This is a genomic window from Phaeobacter sp. B1627, from assembly GCF_006265095.1.
GTDB lineage: Bacteria > Pseudomonadota > Alphaproteobacteria > Rhodobacterales > Rhodobacteraceae > Epibacterium.
Genome location: NZ_VCNK01000128.1, coordinates 1 through 388, shown reverse-complemented (window position 1 = coordinate 388; position 388 = coordinate 1). Strand labels below are relative to the sequence as shown.

Sequence of the window (388 nt, the reverse complement as noted above, 5' to 3'; positions counted from 1 at the left end):
CGAGCCCTTTCAACATGGGAAGGGAAGCTCTCACTTGCATGGAACCCTTAGATCCGGGAGCGACGCAGAAAGCTCGGTCACGGCTCCAAACGGCCGTTTGCATGACTATGACAACCTGTTCGCAATGGACGGCTCAGTCATGAACTTCGCCGGAAACAGCAACCCCACCCACACAATCATGGCGAATGCCCGCCGTATGGCGCTGGCAGCAAAGTAAGGAATTTACGCATGTTGAAATCTGCAGACGACGGCTGCTTGACGGCCTGGGAAAAAGAGTCCCGCTTTGAAATCATCTTCAAGCGTGCCAAGGGGGCTACGGCCGAAGATGTGGATGGAAAGGTCTTCTTGGACCTGACTTCCTGTAGTGGGTAATCCCCCCTAAAAATAG

Annotated in this window: 2 protein-coding genes; both read left to right on the top strand. The window is 53.9% G+C overall.

Annotation, left to right across the window (positions count from 1 at the left end):
- On the top strand, positions 1-217 hold a 217-nt coding region (locus FGE21_RS19965; protein ID WP_218062813.1), incomplete at its 5' end, for a GMC oxidoreductase.
- Positions 218-228: 11 nt separating this feature from the next.
- The gene (locus FGE21_RS20170; RefSeq protein ID WP_176695514.1) at positions 229-372 is read left to right on the top strand and encodes a hypothetical protein; all 144 of its coding nucleotides are present in this window, start codon (positions 229-231) and stop codon (positions 370-372) included.
- Positions 373-388 lie beyond the last annotated feature (16 nt).